The sequence below is a fragment of the Stenotrophomonas sp. YAU14D1_LEIMI4_1 genome, assembly GCF_003086815.1.
Classification (GTDB): Bacteria; Pseudomonadota; Gammaproteobacteria; order Xanthomonadales; family Xanthomonadaceae; genus Stenotrophomonas.
Map to the genome: position 1 here is coordinate 1 of NZ_CP025997.1, position 23,354 is coordinate 23,354.

The window sequence follows — 23,354 nt, forward strand, 5'->3', positions numbered from 1 at the left end:
ATGGATGCCTGGACCCGAAGTCTCGAACGCCTCGAAGCGGAGTTTCCGCCGGAAGACGTTCACACCTGGTTGAAGCCACTGCAAGCCGATCTGCGCGTGGACAACCTGGTGCTGTATGCACCGAACGCCTTCATCGTCGACCAGGTGCGCGAGTTGTACCTGCCGCGCATCCGCGAACTGCTGGCCCATTTCGCCGGTTTCAGCGACGTTTTTCTTGAAATCGGCTCGCGCCCGCGGCCCTCGGACACGCAGAACGCGCCGGTTTCGAGCCCGGCAGCGGCCGTGGCTGCAGAACCACAGGTGCCGTTTGCCGGCAACCTGGACAACCACTACACGTTTGCCAACTTCGTGGAAGGCCGCAGCAACCAGCTGGGTCTGGCCGCTGCGTTCCAGGCGGCGCAGAAGCCGGGCGACCGCGCGCACAATCCGCTGCTGCTGTACGGGGGCACCGGCCTGGGCAAGACCCACCTGATGTTTGCCGCCGGCAATGCCATGCGCCAGGCCAATCCGGGTGCGAAGGTGCTCTACCTGCGTTCGGAACAGTTCTTCAGCGCGATGATCCGGGCCCTGCAGGAAAAGACCATGGATCAGTTCAAGCGCCAGTTCCAGCAGGTGGACGCGCTGCTGATCGATGACATCCAGTTCTTCGCCGGCAAGGATCGCACCCAGGAAGAGTTCTTCCACACCTTCAACGCGCTGTTCGACGGCAAGCAGCAGATCATCCTGACCTGCGACCGGTACCCGCGCGAAGTGGAAGGCCTGGAAGCGCGCCTGAAGTCGCGGCTTGCCTGGGGCCTGTCCGTCGCGATCGAACCGCCGGACTTCGAGACGCGCGCAGCGATCGTGCTGGCCAAGGCACGCGAGCGCGGCGCGGAGATTCCCGATGATGTTGCGTTCCTGATTGCCAAGAAGATGCGCTCCAACGTGCGCGACCTGGAAGGTGCGCTCAATACCCTGACCGCCCGCGCCAATTTCACCGGCCGCGCGATCACCACCGAATTCGCCCAGGAAACCCTGCGCGATCTGCTGCGCGCCCAGCAGCAGGCGATCAGCATTCCCAACATCCAGAAAACCGTGGCCGACTACTACGGGCTACAGATCAAGGATCTGCTGTCCAAGCGCCGGACCCGTTCGCTGGCCCGCCCGCGTCAGGTCGCCATGGCCCTGACCAAGGAACTGACCGAACACAGCCTGCCCGAGATCGGCGACGCCTTTGCCGGTCGCGATCACACCACGGTGCTGCACGCCTGCCGTCAGATCCGCACCCTGATGGAAACCGACGGCAAGCTCCGCGAGGACTGGGACAAGCTGATCCGAAAGCTGAGCGAATGATGCACCGACGCCGATAAGGCGTCATCGCACAAAACGGTGCAGAATCCGGTAGCAAGCGCGGGATGAGTTGTGGATAAAAAAGCGGTTTGAAATCGCGGCAGATTTATCCACAGCTTTCCCCACCCCTTGGGGGTCGGTAATGCAGAGGGTTTCGCGGTCTTAAAGCCCTTTAATTACAAAGACTTAGGGTTGTTTTCCAGCAATTCTGTCTCTACCAGCACCACCAAGCTTTTGATTTATTCCACATTTTTTTAAAGCATAGGGGCACGGAACCACATGCGTTTCACACTGCAGCGCGAAGCCTTTCTCAAGCCGTTGGCACAGGTCGTCAACGTGGTCGAACGCCGCCAGACCCTTCCGGTTCTGGCCAATTTCCTGGTCCAGGTGCAGAACGGCCAGCTGTCGCTGACCGGTACCGACCTGGAAGTGGAGATGGTGTCGCGGATCGCGGTTGAAGATGCCCAGGACGGCGAAACCACCATTCCCGCCCGCAAGCTGTTCGAGATCATCCGCGCCCTGCCCGACGGCAGCCGGATCACCGTCTCGCAGACCGGTGACAAGATCACCGTGCAGGCCGGTCGCAGCCGCTTCACCCTGGCCACCCTGCCCTCCAACGACTTCCCGTCGGTGGACGAAGTGGAAGCCACCGAGCGCGTGGCCATTGGCGAAGCGACCCTGAAGGAACTGATCGAACGCACCGCGTTCGCGATGGCCCAGCAGGACGTGCGCTACTACCTCAACGGCCTGCTGTTCGATCTGCGCGGCGATGCCCTGCGGACCGTGGCCACCGACGGCCACCGCCTGGCCCTGTGTGAAACCGATCTGGCCAAGCCCAGCGGTTCCAAGCGCCAGATCATCGTGCCGCGCAAGGGCGTGACCGAACTGCAGCGTCTGCTGGAAAGCGGCGATCGCGAGATCGAGCTGGAAGTCGGCCGCAGCCACGTGCGCGTGAAGCGCGACGATGTCACCTTCACCTCGAAGCTGATCGACGGCCGCTTCCCGGATTACGAAGCGGTGATCCCGATTGGCGCCGATCGCGAAGTGAAGGTGGACCGTGAAGCGCTGCGTGCCTCGCTGCAGCGCGCCGCGATCCTGTCCAACGAGAAATACCGCGGCATCCGCGTGGAAGTCTCGCCGGGCAACCTGAAGATCAGCGCGCACAACCCCGAGCAGGAAGAAGCCCAGGAAGAGATCGAAGCCGACACCACGGTCAGCGACCTGGCCATTGGCTTCAACGTGAACTACCTGCTGGATGCCCTGTCCGCGCTGCGCGACGAGGAAGTCATCATCCAGCTGCGCGATTCCAACTCCTCGGCGCTGGTGCGTGAATCCAGCAGCGAGAAGTCGCGCCACGTGGTGATGCCGCTGCGTCTCTGACGCTTGCGTTGTTCCACGTGAAACAAGAAGACGCCTGGGAGATCCGGGCGTTTTTTTTGTTCCACGTGGAGCATTGCCCAGAACAGACGGATGACAGTGCGCCCTTCATCGATGGGGGACGCAGATGGCTTCGGTGGTAGCCGTTGATTCCTTCGACCATGGGTCTGCGCTGACTTCGCAGGCCTACTCGGCGAGGAGGAGAAGCTGCACCTGCTGGCTCCACTGTCCACAGGCCTGGATTCCTGCGTCCGAGGGCGTCCCAAGCTTTAAAACTGGGTATAAATCTAAAGCATGGTGGTGCTGGTAGAGCCAGATTTCGTGGAGAACAGGCTTATCTGGTTGTTTTTAAAGGAGTTTATACACCTGAAACCCCCTGTATATCGGGCTCTGGGGCTGGGGGGGAAGCTGTGGATAGTTTTACCAGCGGTCAAAAGTGGCTTTTTTATCCACAGATTGCCCATACCTTGTGTATAAGTCATACAGAGCTGCTGTGGACAGCGTGGAACGCTGCACCCGAATTTCTTGAAATCTGTGGAACCCTTGGCTGCTCTGCCCCGCAGATTTCAAGCAATCAACGCACTGGCGTGCCCGCTGTCCTGCACCGCGCTGCGCGACAGCGCCTGGCGAAGGCGAAAATCTGTTGAATTCTGCTCATGCCAGCCCTGCCAAGGCCCGCAGATTTCAAGAAATCCACGCGGTTCCAGCGGCCAGCGCGGCAGCAATCGGCACGGTGGCACGTGGAACCCATGTGGTGTCCGAAGCGCGCGTTGCCGTCGCCCGCCATGCCCCCGCAACGCGGTGCCGGCCTTGACCGATGCAGTAAGCTGATGGATTCCCTGCCCTGTTGCCGCCCCGCGCGGCTGGTCCCCCGCGTCCCATGCTGATCCACCGCCTCGTCTTGAACCAATTGCGCCGCTTCAGTGCCGTGGAGCTGTCGCCCCAGCCGGGGCTGAACCTGCTGACAGGCGATAACGGTGCGGGCAAGACCAGTGTGCTGGAAGCGCTGCACCTGATGGCCTATGGCCGCAGCTTCCGCGGGCGCGTGCGCGACGGACTGGTCCGCCAGGGCCAGGAAGCGCTGGAAATCTTCGTCGAATGGGACGAACAGCGTTCCAGCCATCCGCCCCACCGCCGCAAGGCCGGCCTGCGTCACAGCGGGCAGGAATGGAAAGGCCGCCTGGATGGCGAGGATGTGGCCCAGCTCGGGAATCTCTGCGCGGCCTTGGCGGTTGTGACGTTCGAGCCCGGCAGCCACGCCCTGGTCAGCGGCGGCGGTGAACCGCGTCGCCGCTTCCTGGATTGGGGCCTGTTCCACGTGGAACCAGACTTTCTTTCGCTGTGGCGCCGCTACTCCCGCGCACTGAAGCAGCGCAATGCGCTGTTGAAGCAAGGCGGGCCCTCGCGGATGCTGGACACGTGGGACCACGAGCTGGCTGAAGCCGGCGAACCGCTGACCAGCCGGCGCCAGCACTACCTGGAGCGGCTGCAGGAGCGGACGATCGCCCTGGCGTCGGAACTTGCGCCGCAGCTGGGCATTCAGGGCCTGAATCTCAGTCCTGGCTGGCGCCGGCACGAACTGCCGCTGGCCGATGCGCTGCTGCTGGCCCGCGAACGTGACCGCCAGGCCGGCTACACCTCGGTGGGCCCACACCGCGCCGACTGGAGCGTGGAGTTCCACAGCATTCCCGGTCGCGATGCCTTGTCCCGCGGCCAGGCCAAGCTGACGGCGCTGGCCTGCCTGCTGGCACAGGCCGAGGACTACGCCGAGCAGCGTGGCGAATGGCCGGTGATCGCGCTGGATGACCTGGCGTCAGAGCTGGATCGCACCCACCAGGCCCGCGTGCTGCGGCGCTTGCTGGCCGGGCGGGCACAGATCTTCGTCACCGCCACCGAAACACCGGCGGCGCTGGTGGATCTGCCCGAGATCACCCGGTTCCACGTGGAACATGCACGGATCGTGGCTGTGCCATAGTGGCAACATCAGGGCCCGCAAGGCCCGACTGGTATAATTCACGCTGTACCCCTACTTACCCGGCGCACCGCTCCACGTGGTGCCCGACCTGCGGAGCCTACGGCAAGCGCAATGACCGACGAACAGAACACCCCGGTAAACAACGGCAACTACGACGCCAACAGCATCACCGCCCTGGAAGGGCTCGAGGCTGTCCGCAAGCGTCCTGGCATGTACATCGGCGACGTCCATGACGGCACCGGTCTGCACCACATGGTGTTCGAGGTTGTCGACAACTCCATCGACGAAGCGCTGGCCGGCCATGCCGACCACGTCGCGGTGACGATCCACGCCGACGGCTCGGTGTCGGTGTCGGACAACGGCCGCGGCATCCCCACCGGCAAGCACGAGCAGATGAGCGCCAAGCTCGGCCGCGAAGTGTCGGCTGCCGAAGTGGTGATGACCGTGCTGCACGCCGGCGGCAAGTTCGACGACAACAGCTACAAGGTGTCCGGCGGTCTGCACGGCGTGGGCGTCAGCGTGGTCAACGCACTGTCGCAGAAGCTGCTGGTGGACGTGTTCCAGAATGGCTTCCACTACCAGCAGGAATTCAGCGATGGCGCCGCGGTAACGCCGCTGAAGCAGCTGGGCACCACCACCAAGCGTGGTACCACCGTGCGCTTCTGGCCGTCGGTGGTGGCGTTCCACAACAACGTGGAATTCCACTACGACGTCCTGGCCCGCCGCCTGCGCGAACTGTCGTTCCTCAACTCGGGCGTCAAGATCGTGCTGGCCGACGAGCGCGGTGACGGCCGCCGCGATGATTTCCACTACGAAGGCGGCATCCGCAGCTTCGTGGAGCATCTGGCCCAGCTGAAGACCCCGCTGCACCCGAACGTCATCGCTGTTACCGGCGAGCACAACAACATCGTGGTCGACGTGGCGCTGCAGTGGACCGACTCCTACCAGGAGACGATGTACTGCTTCACCAACAACATTCCGCAGAAGGACGGCGGTACCCACCTGGCCGGCTTCCGCGGCGCGTTGACCCGCGTGCTCAACAACTACATCGAGCAGAACGGCATCGCCAAGCAGGCCAAGATCAACCTGACCGGCGACGACATGCGCGAAGGCATGATTGCCGTGCTGTCGGTGAAGGTGCCCGATCCCAGCTTCTCCAGCCAGACCAAGGAAAAGCTGGTCAGTTCCGACGTGCGTCCGGCGGTGGAAAACGCCTTCGGTGCGCGCCTGGAAGAGTTCCTGCAGGAAAACCCGAACGAAGCCAAGGCCATCGCCGGCAAGATCGTCGATGCCGCGCGTGCACGTGAAGCGGCACGCAAGGCCCGCGACCTGACCCGCCGCAAGGGCGCGCTGGATATCGCCGGCCTGCCGGGCAAGCTGGCCGATTGCCAGGAGAAGGATCCGGCGCTGTCCGAACTGTTCATCGTCGAGGGTGACTCGGCAGGTGGTTCGGCCAAGCAGGGCCGCAACCGCAAGAACCAGGCCGTGCTGCCGCTGCGCGGCAAGATCCTCAACGTGGAACGCGCACGCTTCGACCGCATGCTGTCCTCCGACCAGGTCGGTACGCTGATCACCGCGCTGGGCACCGGCATCGGCCGCGACGAGTACAACCCGGACAAGCTGCGTTACCACAAGATCATCATCATGACCGACGCCGACGTCGACGGCGCGCACATCCGCACCCTGCTGCTGACGTTCTTCTACCGTCAGATGCCGGAGCTGATCGAGCGCGGTTACGTCTACATCGGCCTGCCGCCGCTGTACAAGATCAAGCAGGGAAAGACCGAGTTGTACCTGAAGGACGATCCGGCGCTGGACAGCTACCTGGCCAGCAGCGCGGTGGAAAACGCCTCGCTGGTGCCGGCGTCCGGCGAACCGGGCATTGAAGGCGTGGCGCTGGAAAAGCTGCTGCTGGCCTACGCCGGCGCGCAGGATGCGATCGCCCGCAACGCGCACCGCTACGATCGCCTGCTGCTGGAAGCGCTGGTCGATTTCGTGCCGATGGATCTGGAAAGCCTGCGCAATGCGCCGGCCGGCGAAGGTCTGGACGCACTGGCCAAGCAGCTCAACCAGGGCAGCCTGGGCAGCCCGCGCTTCACCCTGGAACTGCAGGACGCCACCGAAGAGCGCTCCGCCGCTGTGCTGGTCACCCGCCGCCACATGGGCGAGGAACACCTGCAGGTGCTGCCGCTGTCGGCCTTTGAAAGCGGCGAGCTGCGCGCCATCCATCAGGCCGCCAAGCTGCTGCACGGTCTGGTGCGCGACGGTGCCACCATTGCCCGCGGCGCGAAGTCCATTGAAGTGGACAGCTTCGCCAAGGCACAGAACTGGCTGCTGGACGAAGCCAAGCGCGGCCGCCAGATCCAGCGCTTCAAAGGCCTGGGTGAAATGAACCCGGAACAGCTGTGGGATACCACGGTGAACCCCGATACCCGCCGCCTGCTGCAGGTACGCATCGAGGACGCGGTCGCGGCTGACCAGATCTTCAGCACCCTGATGGGCGATGTGGTCGAACCGCGTCGCGACTTCATCGAAGACAACGCGTTGAAGGTCGCCAACCTGGATATCTGACACACTCGACTGCTGGCCGGTGCGCGGGGAGGCGCGCCGGCCGTCGTCCCTTGACCACAGGTACCCGATGTCTGCTTCCGCTCCGGTTTCCGCACCGCCGCCGGTTCCCCCGGCATCCGCCGCGCCCCGCGCCTCCTCGCCGCTGGCCGGCTTCTTCATCGATCTGGGCATTGCCGTGGTAGCGCTGTTCGGGCTCAGCCTGATCAGCGGCATGGTCTGGGGCCTGACGCGTACCGTGGCGATCAGCGTGGCCCATGCCAAAGCCGGTGGCGAAGCCGCCGATGCCGGCGCGCTGGCCGCCCAGCTCGGCCAACCCGGTGCCCTGGCGCAGGTGGTGATGGCGCTGGTGGCCACCGGTGGGGCCGCGTTGCTGGTCTATTTCTGGCGCCGGCCGGCCAATGCCGCCGAACGCCAGCGCTCCCTGCAGGCACTGCGCCGCCCGGCGACCTGGGGCTGGACGCTACTGGTGGCCACCCTGATCGTGATCGGCAGCAACGGCATCGCGTTCCTGGCCAAGCAGCTGGGCGTGGAACCGGTGCCCACCAATCTGCACCTGATGCAGAACGCCATTGCCCAGTTCCCGGTGTTCCTGGTGCTGTTTGCCGTGGTGCTGGCGCCGGCCTACGAAGAGCTGCTGTTCCGCCGCGTGCTGTTCGGGCGCCTGTGGCAGGCCGGCCGTCCCTGGCTGGGCATGCTGCTCAGCAGCCTGGCCTTCGCCCTGATCCATGAAATTCCCGGAACCAGCGCCAACGGCCCGGCCGAGATCGCCCAGCTGTGGCTGGTCTATGGCGGCATGGGCGCCGCGTTCTGCTGGCTGTACAAGCGCACCGGCACGCTGTGGGCCGCCATTGCCGCGCACGGCCTGAACAACGCCGTGGCGCTGGCGGCACTGGTGTTCTTCGGCGCCACGTAAGGCCACGCGCGCTTGACGAAAGATTAAGCAGGCGCGGTACACACTGCCTGCATGAACACGGGGGATTCCATGAAATCACTGCTGCTCGCCCTGCTCATTACGTCGCTGGTGGCCGCGTGCGCGACCACCACCTCGCCCACCGGCCGCCGGCAGATGGTGGGCGGCGTGTCGCAGGCCCAGCTGGACCAGCTGGGCGCGCAGGCGTTCGCCGAAACCAAGCAGAAGGAAAAGATCAGCACCGACGGCCGCCAGAACGGCTACGTGCAGTGCGTGGTCAATGCGCTGGTGGCCCAGCTTCCCGATCAGTACCGTGGCGTACGGTGGGAAACGGCGGTGTTCGTCGACAAGGAACCCAACGCCTTTGCCCTGCCCGGCGGCAAGGTGGGGGTGAACAGCGGCATCTTCACCGTGGCCAAGAACCAGGACCAGCTGGCGGCGGTCATCGGCCACGAGATCGGCCATGTGATCGCCCGCCACCACGAAGAGCGCATCACCCGGCAGATGGGCGCGCAGACCGGCCTGGCGGTGCTGGGAGCGCTGGCCGGTGCCTACGGCGGCGATGGCGCGGCCAGCACGGTCAATCAGCTGGGCGGCATGGGCGCGCAGGCGGCCTTCCTGCTGCCGGGTTCACGTACCCAGGAAAGCGAGGCCGATGTGATCGGCCAGCGGCTGATGGCCCAGGCCGGTTTCAACCCCGCCCAGGCCGTGGATCTGTGGCAGAACATGATGGCCGCCAGTGGCGGACGCAGCCCGCAATGGCTGTCCACCCACCCCGATCCGGCCAACCGTATCCGCGAACTGCAGCGTGACGCCCCTGCCCTGGCGCCGGTTTACCAGCAAGCCCAGGCGGCCGGTCGCCGGCCAAAGTGTGGGTGAGTGCGCAGATTCATGCTGTACTGCAGCACATAAAACGATTTCTCATGCCATCCGTTTCTGATACGTTTGGCGGCTCAGATTTTTCTGACAGTCCGACTTTGCCGCTCCGGGCGGTTCGATCGAGGTGAACGATGATTTTCCGTAACCACAAAGCTGTGCTTTCCGTCCTGATCGCCACTGCCCTGACCGGCGCTGTGGTCACCGATGCGTTCGCGCAGTCCTCGCGTTCGTCCGAGCGTGGCAACCGCGGCGGCAAGCAGGCCAAGGCCGAAGTCCTGTACCCGAACGCCACCCGTGAGGAGCCGAAGGAAAAGGCATCCTCGAAGATGGGCAGCAAGCTGCAGAAGCTGATTGACAACTACAACGATCAGAAGTTCCCGGAGACCCTGCAGGTTGCCGGTGAGATCCTGGGCAACAGCGCGTCGAACAACTACGACAAGTCGCTGGCTGCGCAGCTCGCTTCGCAGGCCGCCTACCAGACCGACGACACCGCCGGCGCGATCACCTACCTCAAGCAGGCGCTGCAGCTGAACGGCCTGGACAACAACGGCCACTTCCAGGCCATGCTGATGCTGGGCCAGCTGCAGCTGCAGGAAGATCAGACCGCCGAAGGCCTGGCCACGCTGGACAAGTACTTCGCCGAGAGCAAGTCGAACAAGCCGGAAGAGCTGATCGCCAAGGGCCAGGCGCTGTACCAGCTGGAACGCTACCAGGAAGCCATCCCGGTGCTGCAGCAGGCCATCGCCGGCGCCACCGAGCCGAAGGACAACTGGAACCAGCTGCTGATGGCGGCCCTGTCCGAAGCCGGCCAGACCGGTGAAGCGGTGAAGACCGCCGAGGCGCTGGCAGCGAAGAACCCGAACGACAAGAAGGCGCAGCTGAACCTGGCCAACATGTACATGCAGGCCGACCAGATGCCCAAGGCCGCCGCGGTGATGGACAAGCTGCGCAGCAGCGGCCAGCTCACCGAAGAGCGCGAGTACAAGCAGCTGTACTCGATCTATGCCAACACCGAGAACAAGGAAAAGGACGTCATCGCGGTCATCAACGAAGGGTTGCAGAAGGGCATCCTGAAGCCGGACTACCAGGTTTACCTGGCCCTGGCCCAGTCCTACTACTACTCCGACCAGGTGCCGCAGGCGATCGAGGCGTGGCAGAAGGCTGCCCCGCTGTCCAAGGACGGTGAGACCTACCTGAACCTGGCACGCGTCCTGCATGCCGAAGGTCGCGTTCCGGAGGCCAAGCAGGCCGCCCAGCAGGCGCTGGCGAAGGGCGTGAAGAACCAGGCTGATGCCAAGAAAATCATCAACCTGAAGTAAGTAGGAATAACGCCTGAACGCCTGCGAGATTAATGCGCAGGCGCTCAGGATTGGTATAAGCTTGGAGGTTCCTGCGGTGTCATGCACCGCTGATCAGGGATCCCGCCCCCCGGGACTCCGGCCCCACTATTGAGCTCTTGGCGCATGACGGAACAACTAGTCGTTCACCGGTACGAACAACCCGATGACAAGGGGCTGAGCTGGCCTCGCATCGTCGGCATCGCGTTTGTAATCGCCCTGCATCTGGCCGCCTTCATGATGCTCCTGATCCCCGCTGTGGCCCCCAAGGCCGTGGCTGAGAAGGAGCGCAACGTCATGGTGACCATCGTCGACGCGCCGCCGCCACCGCCGCCGCCGCCGCCGCCGCCGCCGCCGCAGGATACTCCGCCGCCGCCGGTGAAGAATCTGTCGCCGCCGAAGCCGTCGCCCGTCCCGCCGCCGCCGCAGGCGCCGGTCGTCGACGTGCCGGAACCGCGCCCGAACGATATCGTCACCCCGCCGTCGCCTCCGGCGCCGCCGGCACCGCCGGCGTCGATCGAGGCCAGCGTCGACATCTCGTCGAAGGCCATGAATCCGCCGCGCTACCCGCCGGCCGCTTTCCGCGCTGGTATCCAGGGCGAAGTGATCCTGATCATTGATGTCGACGCCCAGGGCAACGTCACCAATGTCACGGTGGAAAAGTCCAGCCGTAACCGCGACCTGGACCGTGCTGCGATGGAAGCCGCGCGCAAGTGGCGTTTCAACGCCGCTGAATCTGGCGGTAAGAAGGCTGCTGGTCGCGTCCGCGTCCCGGTCAACTTTGCGCTGAACTGATGCGAGCGGGTGGCCGCCGGCCACCCCTCCTCCGGTTCGATTGTCTAGCTTAGCTACACCCTTTATCACCACACACAACAAAGGTAAGCGTCATGCTGCAGGAAATTTTCATCGCCGCTGCTGCCGGGGGCAATCCGTCCAACGCCCTGTCGCAGATGGGCTTCGAGCACCTGATCCACGAAATGACCACCAAGCCGGGTGATTTCGCCGTTTCCTGGGTCGTGCTGCTGACCCTGGTCGTCATGTCGGCCATGTCCTGGTACTGGACCGTCATCAACATCTTCCGCGCTACCCGCCTGAAGAGCGCTGCTGACCGCGTCGTCAGCCTGTTCTGGGATACCCCGAATGCACAGGACGCCATCCGTGCGATGGAAGAACAGCCGGCTTCGGAGCCGTTCTCGAAGATCGCCCTGGATGCTGCGCAGGCTGCTGCCCACCACCAGCGCGCTGAAGGCGGCGCCACCGGTGGCCTGGGTGAAAACCTGAGCCGTTCGGAGTTCGTCGACCGCGCTCTGCGCCAGGCCGTCACCCGCGAAAGCAACAAGCTGCAGTCGGGCATGACCCTGCTGGCCACCGTCGGTGCAACCGCTCCGTTCGTCGGTCTGCTGGGTACCGTGTGGGGCATCTACGGCGCGCTGATCAAGATCGGTGCCACCGGCTCCGCTTCGATCGACGCCGTTGCCGGCCCGGTGGGTGAAGCGCTGATCATGACCGCCATCGGTCTGTTCGTCGCAATCCCGGCCGTGTTCGCCTTCAACTTCTTCAGCAAGATCAACAGCGCGACCATCAGCAAGTTCGATACCTTCGCGCACGACCTGCACGACTTCTTCGCCACCGGTTCGCGCGTCCGCTAATTGCGACGCGCTGTACCCAGCGAGAACGTAGTCAACACGATCTAGACGGAGCCCGTTATGGCTTTCAGTAGTGGTAACAGCGGCGGCCCCATGGCCGACATCAACGTTACGCCCCTCGTGGACGTGATGCTGGTGCTGCTGATCATCTTCATCATCACGGCGCCCCTGATGTCCCACAAGGTCAAGGTGGATCTGCCGGAGACCAATCTGGTCCAGAAGCCGGACGACACCAACGACCGCAAGGGCCCCATCACCCTGGCAGTCAAGGAAGACGGTTCGATCTACTGGAACGACGAGGAAATCGACAAGCAGACTCTCGAGTCGCGCCTGGCGACCGCCGCCCAGCAGACCCCGCAGCCGCCGCTGAACCTGCGTGGTGACCGCACCACCAAGATGCGTGTCATCAACGAGATGACCAAGGTCGCTCAGGAACAGGGCATGCTGGACGTCGGCTTCGTCGCGACCAAAGAAAAGGGGCAATAAGCCATGGCATTCAGTAGTGGTGGTGGCAAAGGCCCCATGGCTGACATCAACGTGACGCCCCTGGTGGACGTGATGTTGGTTCTGCTGATCATCTTCATCGTGACCGCGCCGATCATGACGTACCCGATCGCCGTGGACCTGCCGCAGCGCGTGCTCAACCCACCGCCGCAGCTGGTCGAACCGCCGCCGCCGATCGAACTGAAGATCGACGCCAGCAACCAGGTCTCGTGGAACAACAGCCCGATCAGCACGCACGAGCTGCAGCAGCGGATGGAACAGGAGGTCCAGCGTGACCCGACCAACCAGCCGGAACTGCGGATCGATGCAAGCCCGGATTCCGAGTACGACGTGATGGCCAAGGTTCTGGCCGCCGCGAAGAATGCTCAGATGAAGAAGATCGGCTTCGTGCAGCAGTAATACGCAATACCGCAGCACAACAGTCATGACGCGACTGCAGACGCCCCTGGAGACAGGGGCGTCTTTTTTTTGTGCCCGGGGGTGGGGTCAGAGCCCTTCCCTGCGGGAAGGGATCCGACCCCGGGGGCTCTGACCCCACCACCGCGACCCCATCACCACGCACCCGCCCGCTATCATCGGCGCATGCTCGCCCTCTTCGATTCCCTGCGCGTCTGGCTCGATGGCATCGCCCATCTGGGCACGATCCTGGCCGTGGCCTACCTGCTCTACCTGCTGGCACTGGCCGGCTGGATCATGCTGCAGAAGCGCGAACCGGTCGCCACGCTCAGCTGGATTCTGTCGCTGGCCCTGCTGCCCTACCTGGGCCTCTTCATCTACTACCTGCTGGGCCCGCAGAAGGTGAAACGGCAGCGCCTGCGCCGTGGCCGCGCACGCTCGGGCATGGAGCACTACAGCGATGTCTGCCCGCCCGATGCCGGCTGCACCGAACTGGCCAAGGTGGCGCAGGCGACCACGGGCCTGGCGCCCAGCACCGCCACCGAAGTCACCTGGCTGGTCGATGGCGCAGCCACCTATGAAGCCCTGCTGCAGGCCATTGCCGAGGCGCGCGACCACGTGCACCTGGAGTACTACATCTTCAGCCCCGACCATGCCGGTACCGCGCTGCGCGATGCCTTGGTGGAACGTGCGCGGGCCGGCGTGCAGGTGCGCTTGCTGCTCGATGCGGTGGGCTCCTCGTCATTGCCGCGGCGCTTCCTGCAACCGCTGCTGGATGCCGGTGGCGAGGCCATCTGGTTCCATCCGCGGCAGTTGCTGAAACCCTTCAAACGGCCGTGGTTGAACCTGCGTACCCACCGCAAGCTGGTGCTGGTCGATGGACGCCTGGCCTTCACCGGTGGCATCAACATCACCGACGAAGAAGACGAGAGCCGCAACCCCAACGCGTACCGCGACCTGCACATGCGCATTGCCGGCCACGTGGTGCGCAGCCTGCAGCTGGTGTTCGTGGAAGACTGGCTGTACGCCAGCGGCCAGGAACCCTCCCGCTTCGACATCGCCCGCCTGTGGCCGGCTGACATGCCGCTGCGTGGCGATGGCAGCATCGATGCGCAGGTGCTGGTATCCGGCCCCGATTCGGGCTGGGAAACCATCCACCGCCTGCATGTGGCGGCCATCCAGGAAGCACGCGAGCGGGTCTGGCTGGTTACCCCCTACTTCGTGCCCGGCGAAGCGGCGCGCATGGCGCTGACCTCGGCCGCGCTGGGCGGGCTGGACGTGCGCCTGCTGGTGCCGAAGATGAGCGATTCCTGGTTCGTCACCCAGGCCGCGCGCTCGTACTTCGACGAACTGCTGCATGCCGGGGTGAAGATCTACGAATACGGCCCGCGCATGCTGCACACCAAGGCCTTCATTGCCGACGATGATGTCTGCATCGTCGGCAGCGCCAACTTCGATCACCGCAGCTTCCGCCTGAATTTCGAACTGTCGATGATGATCAGCGACCGCGACCGGGTGGCTGCGCTGGCCGAGCTGCTGCAGGCCGAATTCGACCGCTCGAGCCGTGTACAGGACCAGGCGGCCCGTTCGCTGTGGCTGCACCGCCTGCCCGAGGCGTTCGCGCGGCTGGCCTCGCCGCTGCTGTAACGCAGCGCTACACTGCCGCCTGACCTGCGGGAGATCGCACATGTACTGGCTGTACCTGCTGCTGGCGCTGGGCTGCTTCGCCTTCGCCCTGAAGACCCCGCACATGGGGCTGATGTCGCTGGCCCTGCTGGCGGCGCTGGCCTTCCTGCTGGCCTGGGTGCGTGGCCGCTACGTGGCCCGCTTCGGCGATCTGCAGCGCGACCCGTCCACCCTGGTCGACGCCGAACAGGTGCGCCGGCTGCGCGAGCAGGCCACTCAAGCGCACGCGCCGCATGACCCTCACGATCCCCCTTCCCCGACCCCGTAGTTCCGTTCCATGACCCAGCTCAGCGTCAACGTCAACAAGATCGCCGTTCTGCGAAACTCGCGCGGCGGTGCCGAACCGGACGTGGTGCGCGCCGCCCAGGCCTGCCTGGACGCCGGTGCGCATGGCATTACCGTGCACCCGCGCCCCGACCGCCGTCACATCACCGCCGAGGACGTCCTGGCATTGTCCACGCTGACCCGCACCCGCGGCGTCGAGTTCAACATTGAAGGCAACCCCTTCGCCCCGCCGCGCGAGGGTTACCCGGGTCTGCTGCCGCTGTGTGCGCAGACCCGGCCGGCGCAGGCCACCCTGGTGCCCGATGGCGATGGCCAGATCACCTCCGACCACGGCTTCGACTTCGAACGCGACGGCGAGCGCCTGCGCCCGCTGGTGGCCGAGCTGAAAGCCATGGGCTGCCGGGTCAGCCTGTTCGTGGATGCCGGCAACCCCTTGCTGGAACAGGCCGCCGCGGTGGGCGCCGATCGCATCGAGCTGTACACCGGCCCCTACGCCGAAGCCCACGCCGCCGGCGACGCGCGCGCCATGCTGGAGCTGTTCGCCAACGCCGCACGTCGCGCCCAGGCGGTCGGCCTGGGGGTGAATGCCGGCCATGACCTGTCGCAGGACAACCTGCGTGACTTCCTGGCGGCCGTGCCGCAGGTACTGGAAGTGTCCATTGGCCACGCGCTGATCGGCGAGGCCCTGTACGACGGCCTGGACGCCACCGTGAAGGGCTATCTGGCCCTGCTGTAAACCCTCGTCGCAGCTATTGAGACCGCCGTGGCCCAGGCTTCTGGATTGCCACGGTGCTCGGCTGCGCCTGCCCCGTGGAACCTGTGGATAACCTTGGGGTCAACCTGCATCCGGATTCGCCTGTACGCCTACAGCTACGTGAATTCCCGGCGCTTGCGCCGCCTGTGGTTAGCAATAATACTAACGGACCAGCAACGGCCGGAGGGCGACATGCAGCACCTGCCTCTCAAGGCCCACGCCGCCATCAAGGGTCGCGGCTCCACCTCGCATCTGGCCGGCCGCTTTGAAAGCACGGTCAGCGAGGCCATCGATGACGGCTGGGCGCCAGATGAAAGCGACGAGTTCAGCGCCCCCCGCCTGCGCACCGAAGTGCGTGCGGAGACCGCGCGCAGCATCATCAGCCGCAACAATTCCCCCGATGTGGGCTTCAGCCAGTCGGTGAATCCCTACCGCGGCTGCGAGCACGGTTGCTCGTACTGTTTTGCGCGGCCCTCGCATGCCTATCTGAATCTGTCGCCGGGCCTGGACTTCGAAACCAAGCTGTTCGCCAAGACCAACGCGCCGCAGCTGCTGCGCAAGGAACTGGCGAAACCGGGCTATGTACCGCAGCCGATCGCGCTGGGCATCAACACCGATGCGTACCAGCCGATCGAACGCAAGTTGAAGCTCACCCGCCAGCTGATCGAGGTGATGCTGGAAACGAAGCATCCGTTTTCGCTGATCACCAAGAACGCGCTGGTGGAGCGCGACATCGATCTGCTGGCACCGCTGGCGGCGGAAAGCCTGGTCAGCGTGCATTTCTCGGTCACCTCGCTGGACCCGCACCTGTCCGCCAAGCTGGAACCGCGCGCATCGGCACCGCATGCACGCCTGCGTGCGATGAAGCGGCTGCACGAGGCCGGCATTCCGGTGGGCGTGATGGTGGCGCCGGTGATCCCGTGGATCAACGACAGCGAGCTGGAGGCCGTGCTGGAGGCCGCCCATGACGCCGGCGCCAGTACCGCCGGCTACGTGCTGCTGCGCCTGCCGCTGGAAGTGGCGCCGCTGTTCCGCGATTGGCTGGAAACCCACCACCCCGATCGCGCCGCGCACGTGATGAGCACCATCCAGCAGTTGCGCGGCGGCAAGGATTACGACAGCCAGTTCGGCACGCGCATGCGTGGCCAGGGCGTGTATGCGGACCTGTTGAACAACCGGTTCAAGCTGGCGCGGAAGCGGCTGGGTTTCAATGCGCAGAACAGCCATTGGCCGAAGTTGGATTGCAGCCGGTTCGTGAAGCCGTTGCCGCCGCAGAAGGAATCGCCGCAGGGAACGCTCTTTTAGTAGAGTCGAGCTTGCTCGACTGATGTTGGAAGCAGTCGCGGTAGAGTCGAGCTTGCTCGACTGAAGTTGGAAGCAGTCGAGCAAGCTCGACTCTACGAAGCAATGGCAGTCGAGCACGCTCGACGCTACGGGGTGGACGCGGTGCCCCGCTTCGGCCAAGAATCGGGGCGAGGCCCATGAAGGGCCGGACAGGAGATGCCCGTGAACGATGGCGCACTTGCCGCAGCGATCGCCGCTTCCGCTGCCAACACCCATCCTTGGATGCAGGCGCAGCATCGCCAGGTGCTGGAGTACTTTGAACACCGGCAGGCGTTTTCGCCGGCGACCTCGATTCCGTTGGCCGCATTCGACGTGGAGCTGGAAGAGGTGCTGTACGACATGATCGATGACGGCCTGGTCGAGGTCGTAGCGACCGACCGCTGCTACCTGGACCGGCAGACGTTGCTGCAGCGCGTGCAGGACGACGAACGATCGGCCGAGCGCCTCAACCGCGTGCTGCTGCGCTACGTCGTGCCCGTTCTGGTGATCGTACTCATCGCCGTGGGCGTAGCGCTGGCCCTGTAGAGTCGAGCTTGCTCGACTGAGCGCGCGACAAAGAGCAGTCGAGTAAGCTCGACTCTACGAAGTCGTCAGCCCCCAAACAGCTTCTGCGCGCTCTGGAACAGGATCCAACTCGTCGCGATGAACTTGTCGCCACCCTGCGGTCGATTGCCACGATGGGTATGGGTGAACGCTGTCGGCGCGATCAGCAGGCTGCCGGTGCGCGGTGCGATCTTGCGGCCCTGGAACAGGAATTCGGTCTCGCCTTCCTCGAACTCATCGTTGAGGTACAGCGTCCACAGCACGTGCCGGTGCAGGGTTTCGGCCTGCGGGTCCTTCGGGTACAGCTCGCAGTGCCAGTACGGGTAACCGCCCTCGCCCGCCGCGTACCACTGCAGGTTGATGGCGCCCGGGCGCAGGCACGTGCGGGCCAGGTCGGCCAGCTGTTCCTGCGCCATGTCGGGGAAATCCTCGGCCGACAGTCGGCGCGGCTGGCCGTTGCTGTCCTGGATCTGCAACATCAGCGGTGCGATCAACGCCTGTGGATAACGGCGTAGATAAGTCAACAGTCCGGCGAAAACCGCCTGCTGCAGTGCGCTGTCCACATCCTTCCAGCCGTCTGCGCCACTGATGCGCAGATCCTTGCTGCGCTTGAGTTCCGGGAACACGCCACTGCCCACTGCGCCCGGTTTCAGGTGCTGGCTGGCGCGCATGCGGGCGACGATGGCGGCGCAGACGTCGCTGGGGACGGCGTTGTGGATGACTTCGATGAAATCGACCGGACCCGGCTCGTGCATGCGTACATTCCTTCGGCGGCAAGGGCCTGATGGTGCCGTTTGCCGCCGCTGCTGTCACCCTGCGGTCATGTCATCGTTGTGCCATGACCGCCGTAGGGATGGCCGCCGTCAGACGCTCTTTGCGTCGTGCTCCTGGTGATAGCGCACCGCTTCGGCCACTTCCTCGCGCGAACCCAGGAACACCGGCACGCGCTGGTGCAGATGCTCGGGCTGGATGTCGACGATGCGTTCGCGGCCGGTCCACGCGGCGCCGCCGGCCTGTTCCACCAGCAGGCCCATCGGATTGGCTTCGTACATCAGGCGCAGCTTGCCGGCCTTGCCCGGTTCCTTCTTGTCCCACGGGTAGATGAAGATGCCGCCGCGGGTCAGGATGCGATGCACGTCGGCCACCATGCTGGCGATCCAGCGCATGTTGAAGTTCTTGCCGCGCGCGCCTTCCTTGCCGGCCAGCAGATCGCCCACGTACGCCTGCATGGGGGCTTCCCAGTGGCGCTGGTTGGACATGTTGATGGCAAATTCCTGGGTGGCGGGGGGAATCTGCATGTTGGCGGTGGTCAACACGAACTCACCGGTTTCGCGGTCCAGGGTGAAGGCGTGGGTGCCATGGCCGACGGTCAGCACCAGCTGGGTGCTGGGCCCGTAGATGCAGTAGCCGGCGGCAATCTGCTTGCTGCCCGGTTGCAGGAAGGCATCATCACCCGGCAGTTCGACATTGGTGGGGCAGCGCAGCACCGAGAAGATGGTGCCGACCGAGACGTTGACGTCGATGTTCGAGCTGCCGTCGAGGGGATCGAACAGCAGCAGGAAATCGCCACGCGGATGGATGTCCGGTACCGGCTGGCTGTGATCCATTTCTTCCGACGCGCAGGCGGCCAGGTGGCCGCCCCAGGCATTGGCTTCCAGCAGGATCTCGTTGCTGATCACGTCCAGCTTCTTCTGCGCTTCGCCCTGCACGTTGCCGGTGCCGGCATCGCCCAGTACGCCGCCCAAGGCGCCCTTGCTGACGGCGATGGAGATGCTGGTGCAGGCGCGGGCGACCACGGCGATCAGCTGGCGCAGGTCGGCGTTTATGCGGCCGGCGTGCTGTTCTTGAATCAGGTACCGGGTCAGCGAAGTACGGGACATGGCGGGCGGGCCTTGGCAGCGGGGAAACGGCTATTGTCGCTGCTGCGCGCGGCGCGTGCGTGATTGGTTTGAGGGGAAATCGATTACAGGAGCGTTGCGCTGTGCGGCGCCTTCCTGTTTTCGAGGCGCGCAGGCGGGGGAGACGATGCAGGACACGCTGCAAGTACATCCCTGTAAGCTCGTAGGCGCCATCCATGGCGCCTGCGGTCCTGCATCGCCTCCCCCGCCCGCGCGATCCAGGCATTGCCGCGAGCGCGGAGGGTGTGGCAAAAGCAGGAGCAAAGGCAGAGCAAGAACAAAGGCGCCTTTCGGCGCCTTTGTTTTCAAGCATGTGCAGCGGTGCTTCAGCCCTTGGCGACGGTGGCCACGGCTTTGGCGACGTATTCCAGGTTGTTCTGGCTGAGTGCGGCCACGCAGATGCGGCCGGTGCCGACGGCGTAGATGCCGAACTCGTCACGCAGACGCTCCACCTGCACGCGGCTGAGGCCGGAGTAGGAGAACATGCCGGCCTGCTGGTTGATGAAACCGAACTGCGGCGCGCCGGCGGCGGCCAGCTTTTCCACCAGACCGCCACGCAGGGCGTGGATGCGCTCGCGCATCTCGGTCAGTTCCTGTTCCCACAGCGCGCGCAGTTCCGGGCTGTTGAGCACACCGGCCACCAGCGCGGCACCGTGGGTGGACGGGCTGGAGTAGATGGTGCGGATGATGCGCTTGATCTGCGACTGCACGGCCTTGGCGTCGTTGGCGGTCGGGGCGACCACCGACAGTGCGCCTACGCGTTCGCCGTACAGCGAGAACGACTTGGAGTACGAGTTGGCGACGATGAAGCTGTCGATGCCGGCTTCGGCGATGATGCGCACGGCCGCGCCGTCCTGCTCGATGCCCTTGTCGAAGCCCTGGTAGGCCATGTCGATGAAGGGGAACAGCTGGCGGTCCTTCAGCAGCTGTGCCACCTGCTTCCACTGGCTGACGGTGAGGTCGGCGCCGGTGGGGTTGTGGCAGCAGGCGTGCAGCAGCACCACGGTGCCCGGCTGCAGCGTCTGCAGATCGGCCAGCATGCCGTCGAAGTTCACGCCATGGGTGGCGGCGTCGAAGTAGGTGTATTCCACCACCTCGAAACCGGCGGCGCCGAACACTGCGCGGTGGTTTTCCCAGCTGGGGTTGCTGATGGCGATGGTGGCGTGCGGCAGCAGCTTCTTCAGCAGGTCAGCGCCGACACGCAGCGCACCGCTGCCGCCCACGGTCTGGGTGGTGGCCACGAGGCCGGCGTCCAACAGCGGCGAGTCCTTGCCGAACACCAGTTCACGGGTGGCCTGGGTGTACGCCGGCAGGCCGTCGATCGGCAGGTAGCCGCGCGGTTTTGCTTCGGTGGCGAGCTGCTGCTCGATCTGCTTGACGGCACGCAGCAGCGGAATGCGGCCGCTTTCGTCGTAGTAGATGCCTACACCCAGGTTGACCTTGGTCGGGCGGCTGTCGGCGTTGTACGCCTCGGTCAGGCCCAGGATCGGGTCGCCCGGGACCAGTTCCACGTTTGCAAAGAAGGACACGGCGGTACTCGTTCGATATGAGGGGGAGAAGAAGCGCGGGTCGCGTGGTTGCAGCCGTCGGCCGCAACCGTCCCATCGTAACAAAGCGTGCCACCGGCGCGGCGCTCATCGTCACGCTGCAGCCCGTACCATGCCGTGTTGTTTTCCCCCCGTGGTTGAAGCTGAACAATGAACGAGCCCGTGGCGCGTCGCCGCCTGCCCCTGCTGATCGCCCTGCTGCCGGCCGCCGCCGTGGCGCAGGCCCAGACCACCACCGCGCTGCCCACGGTGGAGGTGCAGGCCGCACGGGTACAGGGCATCGACCCGTTCGCGCTGCCGGCCAGCCAGGACACGGTCTGGGTGGATGACGACCGCAGCGGCGCCAGTGCCCAGCTTTCCGAGGCGCTGGCCGGCGTGCCAGGGCTGCTGGCACGTGACCGGCAGAACTTCGCCCAGGACACCCAGCTGTCGATCCGCGGCTTCGGCGCCCGTTCCACCTTCGGCGTGCGCGGCGTGCGCGTGGTGGTGGATGGCGTGCCGGCCACCATGCCCGACGGGCAGGGCCAGCTGTCGCATGCCAGCCTGCTGGGTGCCGAGCGCATCGAGGTGCTGCGGGGGCCGTTCTCGGCGCTGTACGGCAATTCATCCGGTGGCGTGCTGCAGGTCTGGAGCGCGCAGGGCCAGGCCGGTGATCCCTGGCGGCTGCGGGTCAATGCCGGGGCCGACAACACCCTGAGCGTGGGCGCGCAGCTGCGCGGCGCCAGTGCCGGCATCGACTACAACATCGCCGCCAACCACTTCCGTACCGACGGCTGGCGCGACCACAGCCGGGCCCGGCGCGAATCGTTGAACGCGCGCATTGGCGGCGAGCTGGCCGGTGGCCGCCTGGAGCTGCTGCTGAACGCACTGGACGCGCCCGATGCGCAGGACCCGCTGGGCCTGACCCGCGCACAGGTGGCCGCCAATCCGCGGCAGGCCACCGCGGTGGCCACCCAGTACAACACCCGCAAATCGGTCAGCCAGCAGCAGGCCGGGCTGCGCTGGACCCGCGAGACCGGCGCCCAGCGCTGGCAGCTGATGGGCTACGGCGGGCAGCGCGAGGTGACCCAGTACCTGGCCATTCCGCCGGGCCCGCAGGCCAACCCGCTGCATGCCGGCGGGGTGATCGATCTGGACGGCAACTACGGCGGCCTGGATGCGCGCTGGGGCTGGCGCGGCGATCTGGCCGGTCGCCCGCTGGACGTGGTGGTGGGCGCCAATGCCGACCGCCAGCGCCAGCACCGCACCGGTTACGAGAACTTCATCGGCAGCACGCTGGGCGTGCGCGGTGCGCTGCGCCGCGACCAGCGCGACACCGTGCAGAACGTGGACCAGTTCGCCCAGGCCTGGTGGCAGTGGAGCCCGCGCTGGTCGCTGCTGGCCGGGCTGCGCCACAGCACGGTGCGCTTCGAATCGGACGACCATTACATCGTTGGCCGCAATCCCGACGACAGCGGCCGCCGCCGCTACCAGGCCACCACCCCGGTGGCCGGGGTCAGCTTCGAAGCCACGCCACAGTGGCGCCTGCACGCGGCGGTGGGCCGTGGTTTCGAAACGCCCACCTTCAACGAACTGGGCTACCGCGCCGATGGCCAGGCCGGGTTGGCGCTGGACCTTGCCGCCGCGCGCAGCCGCAACTTGGAAGTGGGCAGCAAGTGGCATGCGCAGAACGGCACCCAGTTCGACGTGAGCGTGTTCCGCGCCGACACCGATGACGAACTGGCGGTGGCCAGCAACACCAACGGCCGCAGCACCTACCGCAACATCGGCCGCACCCGCCGCCAGGGCGTGGAACTGCAGTACCGGCAGCCGCTGGCCGAACAGCTGGAACTGCAGGTGGCCTGGACCTGGCTGCAGGCGCAGGTGCGGTCCGGCTACCTGGCCTGTGCCGGCAGCGGCTGCAGCGTGCCCGATACCGAAGTGCGTGCCGGTAGCCGCCTGCCCGGCGTGCCCCGCCAGCAGGCCTATGCGCGCCTGCAGTGGTCGCCCGGTGCCTGGCAGTGGGCGCTGGAAGGCACCGCCAGCAGCGACGTGGTGGTGAACGATCTGGCCACCGAACGCGCGCCCGGCTATGCCGTGCTGAACCTGGAAGCTGGCCACCGCTGGTCGCTGGCCAGTGGCGATCTGCGCGCGTTCGCCCGCCTGGACAACGTGCTGGACCAGCGCTACATCGGCTCGGTGATCGTCAACGATGGCAACGGTCGCTTCTTCGAACCCGGACCGGACCGCCGTGCCAGCGTCGGCCTGCAGTGGTCGTGGCGCTGAGCGCGCAGCGCAGCCCGTTACACACGCTTACATTCCCACACGCAGGAACACAGGATGGCGTCGCTATCATGACGCAAATGGGAATCGATCCCATTTGAATCTCCGATA

The 23,354-nt window shown here is 65.4% G+C and carries 20 protein-coding genes; 17 read left to right on the forward strand and 3 right to left on the reverse strand.

Features of this window, described 5'->3' with window-relative positions:
- From dnaA to C1932_RS00080, 16 genes are all read left to right on the forward strand, one after another.
- Positions 1 to 1,332, forward strand: a complete 1,332-nt coding sequence (dnaA, locus tag C1932_RS00005) for a chromosomal replication initiator protein DnaA (RefSeq protein WP_108760783.1) — start codon at positions 1 to 3, stop codon at positions 1,330 to 1,332.
- A gap of 276 nt (positions 1,333 to 1,608) precedes the next feature.
- Complete coding sequence (dnaN, locus tag C1932_RS00010; protein WP_005411731.1) at positions 1,609 to 2,709, forward strand: DNA polymerase III subunit beta; 1,101 nt, start codon at positions 1,609 to 1,611, stop codon at positions 2,707 to 2,709.
- An 877-nt stretch (positions 2,710 to 3,586) separates the two neighbouring features.
- Entirely contained in the window at positions 3,587 to 4,681 is a 1,095-nt protein-coding gene (gene recF / locus C1932_RS00015; RefSeq protein WP_108760784.1) for a DNA replication/repair protein RecF, read from the forward strand.
- 111 nt (positions 4,682 to 4,792) lie between these two features.
- Positions 4,793 to 7,252 carry a DNA topoisomerase (ATP-hydrolyzing) subunit B gene (gyrB, locus tag C1932_RS00020; RefSeq protein WP_108760785.1) on the forward strand — a complete coding sequence of 820 codons (2,460 nt, stop codon included), beginning with the start codon at positions 4,793 to 4,795 and terminating at the stop codon, positions 7,250 to 7,252.
- A gap of 67 nt (positions 7,253 to 7,319) precedes the next feature.
- Positions 7,320 to 8,165, forward strand: coding sequence for a CPBP family intramembrane glutamic endopeptidase (locus C1932_RS00025; RefSeq protein ID WP_108760786.1), 846 nt, complete (start codon positions 7,320 to 7,322; stop codon positions 8,163 to 8,165).
- Positions 8,166 to 8,234: 69 nt separating this feature from the next.
- Positions 8,235 to 9,041, forward strand: a complete 807-nt coding sequence (locus C1932_RS00030) for a M48 family metallopeptidase (RefSeq protein WP_108747907.1) — start codon at positions 8,235 to 8,237, stop codon at positions 9,039 to 9,041.
- A 131-nt stretch (positions 9,042 to 9,172) separates the two neighbouring features.
- Positions 9,173 to 10,360, forward strand: a complete 1,188-nt coding sequence (locus C1932_RS00035; protein WP_108747908.1) for a DUF4032 domain-containing protein — start codon at positions 9,173 to 9,175, stop codon at positions 10,358 to 10,360.
- A gap of 255 nt (positions 10,361 to 10,615) precedes the next feature.
- Entirely contained in the window at positions 10,616 to 11,173 is a 558-nt protein-coding gene (locus tag C1932_RS00040) for an energy transducer TonB (protein WP_199912020.1), read from the forward strand.
- A 92-nt stretch (positions 11,174 to 11,265) separates the two neighbouring features.
- Entirely contained in the window at positions 11,266 to 12,027 is a 762-nt protein-coding gene (gene exbB, locus C1932_RS00045) for a TonB-system energizer ExbB (protein WP_108747910.1), read from the forward strand.
- 57 nt (positions 12,028 to 12,084) lie between these two features.
- Positions 12,085 to 12,510, forward strand: a complete 426-nt coding sequence (locus tag C1932_RS00050; RefSeq protein WP_108760787.1) for a biopolymer transporter ExbD — start codon at positions 12,085 to 12,087, stop codon at positions 12,508 to 12,510.
- A gap of 3 nt (positions 12,511 to 12,513) precedes the next feature.
- Complete coding sequence (locus C1932_RS00055) at positions 12,514 to 12,927, forward strand: biopolymer transporter ExbD (protein WP_065200109.1); 414 nt, start codon at positions 12,514 to 12,516, stop codon at positions 12,925 to 12,927.
- A gap of 183 nt (positions 12,928 to 13,110) precedes the next feature.
- Positions 13,111 to 14,571 carry a cardiolipin synthase gene (gene cls / locus C1932_RS00060; protein ID WP_108760788.1) on the forward strand — a complete coding sequence of 487 codons (1,461 nt, stop codon included), beginning with the start codon at positions 13,111 to 13,113 and terminating at the stop codon, positions 14,569 to 14,571.
- A 40-nt stretch (positions 14,572 to 14,611) separates the two neighbouring features.
- A complete protein-coding gene (locus C1932_RS00065) occupies positions 14,612 to 14,878 on the forward strand; it encodes a hypothetical protein (protein WP_108760789.1) in 267 nt (88 codons plus the stop codon).
- Between the two features lie 9 nt (positions 14,879 to 14,887).
- The gene (locus tag C1932_RS00070) at positions 14,888 to 15,631 is read left to right on the forward strand and encodes a pyridoxine 5'-phosphate synthase (RefSeq protein WP_108760790.1); all 744 of its coding nucleotides are present in this window, start codon (positions 14,888 to 14,890) and stop codon (positions 15,629 to 15,631) included.
- A gap of 210 nt (positions 15,632 to 15,841) precedes the next feature.
- Complete coding sequence (locus C1932_RS00075; protein WP_108760791.1) at positions 15,842 to 16,954, forward strand: PA0069 family radical SAM protein; 1,113 nt, start codon at positions 15,842 to 15,844, stop codon at positions 16,952 to 16,954.
- A gap of 201 nt (positions 16,955 to 17,155) precedes the next feature.
- Positions 17,156 to 17,518, forward strand: a complete 363-nt coding sequence (locus C1932_RS00080; RefSeq protein WP_159094469.1) for a hypothetical protein — start codon at positions 17,156 to 17,158, stop codon at positions 17,516 to 17,518.
- Between the two features lie 65 nt (positions 17,519 to 17,583).
- Here C1932_RS00080 and C1932_RS00085 read toward each other — a convergent pair whose 3' ends face one another.
- The 3 genes from C1932_RS00085 to C1932_RS00095 all read right to left on the reverse strand — a co-directional run bounded on the left by C1932_RS00085 (position 17,584) and on the right by C1932_RS00095 (position 20,963).
- The gene (locus C1932_RS00085; protein WP_108760793.1) at positions 17,584 to 18,291 is read right to left on the reverse strand and encodes a 2OG-Fe(II) oxygenase; all 708 of its coding nucleotides are present in this window, start codon (positions 18,289 to 18,291) and stop codon (positions 17,584 to 17,586) included.
- Between the two features lie 108 nt (positions 18,292 to 18,399).
- On the reverse strand, positions 18,400 to 19,416 hold the full coding sequence (locus C1932_RS00090; protein ID WP_108760794.1) for a class 1 fructose-bisphosphatase: 1,017 nt from the start codon (positions 19,414 to 19,416) through the stop codon (positions 18,400 to 18,402).
- Positions 19,417 to 19,760: 344 nt separating this feature from the next.
- A complete protein-coding gene (locus C1932_RS00095; protein ID WP_108760795.1) occupies positions 19,761 to 20,963 on the reverse strand; it encodes an amino acid aminotransferase in 1,203 nt (400 codons plus the stop codon).
- A gap of 168 nt (positions 20,964 to 21,131) precedes the next feature.
- Between C1932_RS00095 and C1932_RS00100 the strand changes: the two genes are divergently transcribed.
- Positions 21,132 to 23,246, forward strand: a complete 2,115-nt coding sequence (locus tag C1932_RS00100) for a TonB-dependent receptor (protein WP_108760796.1) — start codon at positions 21,132 to 21,134, stop codon at positions 23,244 to 23,246.
- Positions 23,247 to 23,354: the final 108 nt, after the last annotated feature.

Bases quoted from the DNA above. Each gene is read 5' to 3' on its own strand.
- C1932_RS00090 (WP_108760794.1), bottom strand. From the start codon at position 19,416: ATGTCCCGTACTTCGCTGACCCGGTACCTGATTCAAGAACAGCACGCC.
- cls (WP_108760788.1), top strand. From the start codon at position 13,111: ATGCTCGCCCTCTTCGATTCCCTGCGCGTCTGGCTCGATGGCATCGCC.
- C1932_RS00025 (WP_108760786.1), top strand. From the start codon at position 7,320: ATGTCTGCTTCCGCTCCGGTTTCCGCACCGCCGCCGGTTCCCCCGGCA.
- C1932_RS00035 (WP_108747908.1), top strand. From the start codon at position 9,173: ATGATTTTCCGTAACCACAAAGCTGTGCTTTCCGTCCTGATCGCCACT.
- C1932_RS00050 (WP_108760787.1), top strand. From the start codon at position 12,085: ATGGCTTTCAGTAGTGGTAACAGCGGCGGCCCCATGGCCGACATCAAC.
- C1932_RS00070 (WP_108760790.1), top strand. From the start codon at position 14,888: ATGACCCAGCTCAGCGTCAACGTCAACAAGATCGCCGTTCTGCGAAAC.
- C1932_RS00065 (WP_108760789.1), top strand. From the start codon at position 14,612: ATGTACTGGCTGTACCTGCTGCTGGCGCTGGGCTGCTTCGCCTTCGCC.
- C1932_RS00040 (WP_199912020.1), top strand. From the start codon at position 10,616: ATGATGCTCCTGATCCCCGCTGTGGCCCCCAAGGCCGTGGCTGAGAAG.
- recF (WP_108760784.1), top strand. From the start codon at position 3,587: ATGCTGATCCACCGCCTCGTCTTGAACCAATTGCGCCGCTTCAGTGCC.
- C1932_RS00055 (WP_065200109.1), top strand. From the start codon at position 12,514: ATGGCATTCAGTAGTGGTGGTGGCAAAGGCCCCATGGCTGACATCAAC.
- C1932_RS00075 (WP_108760791.1), top strand. From the start codon at position 15,842: ATGCAGCACCTGCCTCTCAAGGCCCACGCCGCCATCAAGGGTCGCGGC.
- exbB (WP_108747910.1), top strand. From the start codon at position 11,266: ATGCTGCAGGAAATTTTCATCGCCGCTGCTGCCGGGGGCAATCCGTCC.
- dnaA (WP_108760783.1), top strand. From the start codon at position 1: ATGGATGCCTGGACCCGAAGTCTCGAACGCCTCGAAGCGGAGTTTCCG.
- C1932_RS00030 (WP_108747907.1), top strand. From the start codon at position 8,235: ATGAAATCACTGCTGCTCGCCCTGCTCATTACGTCGCTGGTGGCCGCG.
- C1932_RS00085 (WP_108760793.1), bottom strand. From the start codon at position 18,291: ATGCACGAGCCGGGTCCGGTCGATTTCATCGAAGTCATCCACAACGCC.
- C1932_RS00100 (WP_108760796.1), top strand. From the start codon at position 21,132: ATGAACGAGCCCGTGGCGCGTCGCCGCCTGCCCCTGCTGATCGCCCTG.
- dnaN (WP_005411731.1), top strand. From the start codon at position 1,609: ATGCGTTTCACACTGCAGCGCGAAGCCTTTCTCAAGCCGTTGGCACAG.
- gyrB (WP_108760785.1), top strand. From the start codon at position 4,793: ATGACCGACGAACAGAACACCCCGGTAAACAACGGCAACTACGACGCC.